The 4,693-nt window shown below is 61.9% G+C and carries 2 protein-coding genes and 1 riboswitch; both genes read left to right on the plus strand.

Translation table 11 applies throughout. The features are described 5' to 3' along the window. Positions 1-845 precede the first annotated feature (845 nt). Positions 846-1,058: riboswitch (cobalamin riboswitch) on the plus strand. A 99-nt stretch (positions 1,059-1,157) separates the two neighbouring features. Beyond that, on the plus strand, positions 1,158-2,231 hold the full coding sequence (gene cobW, locus QMX93_RS29755) for a cobalamin biosynthesis protein CobW (protein ID WP_053120831.1): 1,074 nt from the start codon (positions 1,158-1,160) through the stop codon (positions 2,229-2,231). Between the two features lie 3 nt (positions 2,232-2,234). Continuing rightward, positions 2,235-4,693: cobaltochelatase subunit CobN (cobN, locus tag QMX93_RS29760; RefSeq protein ID WP_282359144.1), on the plus strand; the 2,459-nt coding region annotated here is incomplete at its 3' end.

Consider the following 4,693-nt stretch of genomic DNA (forward strand, 5'->3'; position numbering starts at 1 on the left):
GCTCGGGTTCCTTCGCTCCGGGATTGATCCGGGGGGCAGCGCCTACGGTTTGCTTCGCTGCACCTCCTCTCGCTGTGTTTGGCTGCGCCAAACGGTCGCTGCGCTCCCACCCCCGGATCAATCCCTCCGCTCAGCCTGCCGACGGGCTCTAAGATCAAGAGCAGGCGAGCTGACACTCGGCCTATTGAGTGGTGAGGAGCGTGGTGCGCACGGCTTTTGATTTGTGTTGATGCTGCCCCTCACCCCAGCCCTCTCCCGAGGGAGAGGGAGCCGATTTTGGGCTTTTCAAAATGTGTGTTCGACTTGGTCTTTCACGTCGGCGTTTATCTCCCAGTCCACGCAATCAGTCCCCTCTCCCTCCGGGAGAGGGCTAGGTGAGGGGCTCTTGATTTAGATTTTCAAGCTCAAGCTCAACTCGGTATCTCAAGTCGGCGCATCTCTCCCTGTCCACGCAATCAGTCCCCTCTCCCTCCGGGAGAGGGCTAGGGTGAGGGGCCTTTGATCTTGATCTTGATCCGGCTTTTGATCTCAAGCCCCTTCGGCAGGCCGAGCGTAGGTGTCCATCCGGGGATCAGGCGCGTAGCGCCGTGCGGCGCAGCCGCACACATCGAGAGGAGGTGCAGCGCAGCAAACCGTAGGCGATGCCCCCGGATGGACACCGTAGCGAGGGAACACTGAGCCTCGGCGAAGTGCCGTACGCCGGGGCCAAGCCTTTTCGGTTACCTTTTCGGCGTTTGGAAAAGGTGACTCGCTGTAAGAGCGAAACCGCCAGTAGCAGCAACCGCAGCAACGGATATGCTCACATAACCAAAACCCAACCCCATTGACCGGTCACCACCCGATGCGTAGCCTTGCGCATTCGAGGTTCTTCGGCCCACGCCGAAGCTAAGAAGGGAACGCGGTCAATGCCGCGGCTGCCCCCGCAACTGTGAACGGCGCTGTTCGCTGCCACGCCACTGCCAGCTCAACCCATGAGCCAGCGGGAAGGCGCAGCCAACGCCAGGCCCCGCGCCTGAACGCCGTCAGCCAGGAGACCTGCCTCGTCACAGATTCTCAATTTCAACCGGGCGGGGTGATCCGGTGGCGAACTCTCCGGGCACGCACGCGCGTTGCCGGTTCTCGTCCCGTATGCCCGCCGCTTGCCAAAGGGCATACCGATGAAAACACTGGCCAAACTCCCCGTCACCATCGTCACCGGCTTCCTCGGCTCGGGCAAAACCACGCTGCTGCGGCACATGCTCGACAACGCGCAGGGCCGTCGCATCGCGGTGATCGTCAACGAGTTTGGCGAGTTGGGCATCGACGGTGAAATCCTCAAGCAATGCACCATCGGTTGCAGCGAAGAAGAAGCGGTTGGCCGCGTGTACGAACTGGCCAACGGCTGCCTGTGCTGCACCGTTCAAGAAGAATTCTTCCCGGTGATGCGCGAACTGGTCGCGCGTCGCGGTGATCTCGACCACATCCTCATCGAAACCTCGGGTCTGGCCCTGCCAAAACCACTGGTGCAAGCCTTCCAGTGGCCGGAAATCCGCAGCGCCTGCACCGTTGATGCGGTGATCACCGTGGTCGACAGCCCGGCTGTGGCTGCCGGCACCTTCGCCGCGTTCCCGGATCAGGTCGACGCGCAGCGCAAACTCGACCCGAACCTCGATCACGAATCACCACTGCACGAGCTGTTCGCTGATCAACTGGCCAGCGCCGACCTGGTAATCCTCAACAAGGCCGACCAGACCAGCCCGGAAGACCTCGCTCGCGTTCGCGCTGAAGTCGCCGAAGAATTGCCGCCCGCCGTCAAAATCATCGAAGCCAGCAACGGTCGTGTGCCGCTCGACGTGTTGATCGGTCTCGGCGCCAGTTCCGAAGAGCACATCGACAGCCGCCACAGCCATCACGATCACCACCACGGTGAAGGCGATGACGACCACGATGACCACGATCACGACGCTTTTGATTCGATCTCCATCGAACTGCCGCAAGCCGACGAAAGCCTGCTGCTCGACGCCCTGACGCAACTGGTGGTGAAGCACGGCATCCTCCGTGTCAAAGGTTTCGCCGCCATTCCGAACAAGCCAATGCGTCTGTTAATTCAGGGCGTGGGCACGCGTTTCGACAAGCATTTCGACCGTCAGTGGGGCGCCGATGAAGCGCGCGTGACGCGTCTGGTGTTGATCGGTCAGGAGCTCGACGCGGCGCAACTCGAAGCGCAATTGCGCGCCGCGCTCAGCGTTTAAACCATGCACCTGCTCAGGACTCAGCCCGGCGGTTTCGTCTCGGATGACAACATTGCCGACCTTGGCCAAACCCCCGCCGAGCTGGTGATCCTGTGCAGCGGCGACTCCAGCCTGGCGCTGCTCGCCGAAGCCGCGCAGCAGTTGCCGGAAGATTATCCGAGCCTGCGTCTGGCCAACCCGATGCAGGTGCAGAATCACGCTTCAGTCGATCTGTACGTCGACGAAGTGCTGCGTCATGCCAAGGTGATCCTGATTTCGCTGCACGGCGGCATTGCCTATTGGCGGTATGGCGTCGAGCGTCTGGTCGAGTTGGCCGAACGCGGCGTGCAGGTGATTCTGGTGCCGGGCGATGACCGGCCTGATCCGGAGCTCAGCGACTTGAGCACCGTTAATGCCGAGGATCGCGACCGCCTCTGGCAGTTCCTGCGTCAGGGCGGCCTAAGCAATGCGCTGGATTTCTTTCGTTGCATGGCCAACCGTTGGCTGGCCCGCGATTACGCATGGGATGAGCCGCAAACCCTGCCGCGCACGGCGATTTACCACCCGACTAAAAACACCGCTGCACTGAGTGACTGGCAAGCCGAATGGCTGCCTGAGCAACCGGTCGCGGCGGTGCTGTTTTACCGCTCGCATTTGCAAGCGGCGAATACCGCGTTCATCGATGTGTTCTGCCAGCGCTTGCAAGCGGCGGGTTTGAATCCGCTGCCGATTGCGGTGGCCAGTTTGAAAGAGCCCGGCTGCCTCGCGGTGGTCGAGGATTGGCTGGATGAAGTCGAGGCCGGGGTGATTTTGAACACCACCGGTTTCGCCCAGTCCAGCCCCGAAGCGCCGCACCTGCGGCCGTTTCGCCGCAACATTCCGGTGATTCAGGCGATCTGCGCGCAGGACAACGAGCCCGGTTGGCGCGACAGCGAGCAAGGCCTCGGCCCGCGTGATCTGGCGATGCACATTGCCTTGCCGGAACTCGACGGGCGCATCATCAGCCGGCCGATCAGCTTCAAGGATCTGGCGTGGCGCAGCGAGCGCAGTCAGTCCGATGTGGTCTGCTACCGCGCGCAACCTGAGCGCATGGATTTTGTCGCTGAACTGGCGCGGCGCTGGATCGATCTGGCGCGGGTGCCGAACGCTGAAAAACGCATCGCGTTGATTCTCGCCAACTACCCGACCCGCGATGGGCGCATCGGCAATGGCGTCGGCCTCGACACCCCGGCGGCGGCGCTGAATATTCTTCGCGCGTTGCAGGCCGAGGGTTATCCGATCTCGTCAGAATTGCCGGGCAGCGGCACCGAGTTGATCCAGCAATTGCTCGGCGGCGTCAGCAACGATCTCGACACGATTGACCTGCGCCCGTGCCAGCAAAGTCTGGCGATGGACGCTTATTTAGCGATGTTCAACGCGCTGCCCGAAGCCAATCGCGCTGCGGTGGTCGCGCGTTGGGGATCGCCGCAAAACGATCCGATGTGCCGTGACGGCCGCATGATGATCGCCGGTCTGCGCTTCGGCCTGACCTTCGTCGGCATTCAACCGGCGCGCGGTTATCAGGTTGATCCGAGCGCGGTTTATCACGATCCAGATCTGGTGCCGCCGCACGGCTATCTGGCGTTCTATTTCTGGCTGCGCAACACCTACGGCGCGCACGGCGTGATCCACGTCGGCAAGCACGGCAATCTCGAATGGCTGCCGGGCAAAGGCGTCGGCCTCTCGGAAAACTGCTGGCCGGATGCGTTGCTCGGGCCGCTGCCGAATATCTATCCGTTTATCGTCAACGATCCGGGCGAGGGCGCCCAGGCCAAACGGCGCACGCAAGCGGTGATCATCGACCACTTGATGCCGCCGCTGACCCGCGCCGAAACCTACGGGCCGCTGCGCAATCTGGAACTGTTGGCCGACGAATATTACGAGGCGCAACTGCTTGACCCGCGCCGCGCCCGTGAGTTGCAGCGCGACATTTTGCAACTGGTGCGCGATACGCAGATTGATCGTGAGTTGCAGCTTGATGCCGGGCTGGACAGTGACGCCGATGCGGCGATCTGGCTGCCGCGTCTGGACACGTATTTGTGTGATCTGAAGGAATCGCAGATTCGCGATGGCTTGCACATCTTTGGCGAGTCGCCGACGAGGCGCTTGCGCATTGATACGTTGTTAGCGCTTCTGCGTATCCCACGAGGTGACGGCAAAGGCGCGCAATCGAGTCTGTTGCGAGCACTCGCCAAGGCATTCGAACTGGGTTTCGATCCACTCGATTGTGCGTTGGCCGAGCCATGGACAGGCCCGCGTCCCGAAGCACTGCAATCGCAAAGCGACGAATCCTGGCGCACCGCCGGCGACACCCGCGAACGCCTGGAACTCTACGCCACAACCCTAATCTCCGAAACACTACAAACCCCCTGTAGGAGTGAGCCTGCTCGCGATAGCGGAGTGTCAGCCAACATTGATTTTACTGACACACCGCTATCGCGAGC

Origin of the sequence: Pseudomonas sp. PS01303, assembly GCF_029959385.1 — a bacterium.
Lineage (GTDB): Bacteria > Pseudomonadota > Gammaproteobacteria > Pseudomonadales > Pseudomonadaceae > Aquipseudomonas > Aquipseudomonas rustica.

What these genes read in the sequence shown, in the direction of transcription:
- cobW (WP_053120831.1), top strand. Translation starts at nt 1,158, where the DNA reads ATGAAAACACTGGCCAAACTCCCCGTCACCATCGTCACCGGCTTCCTC.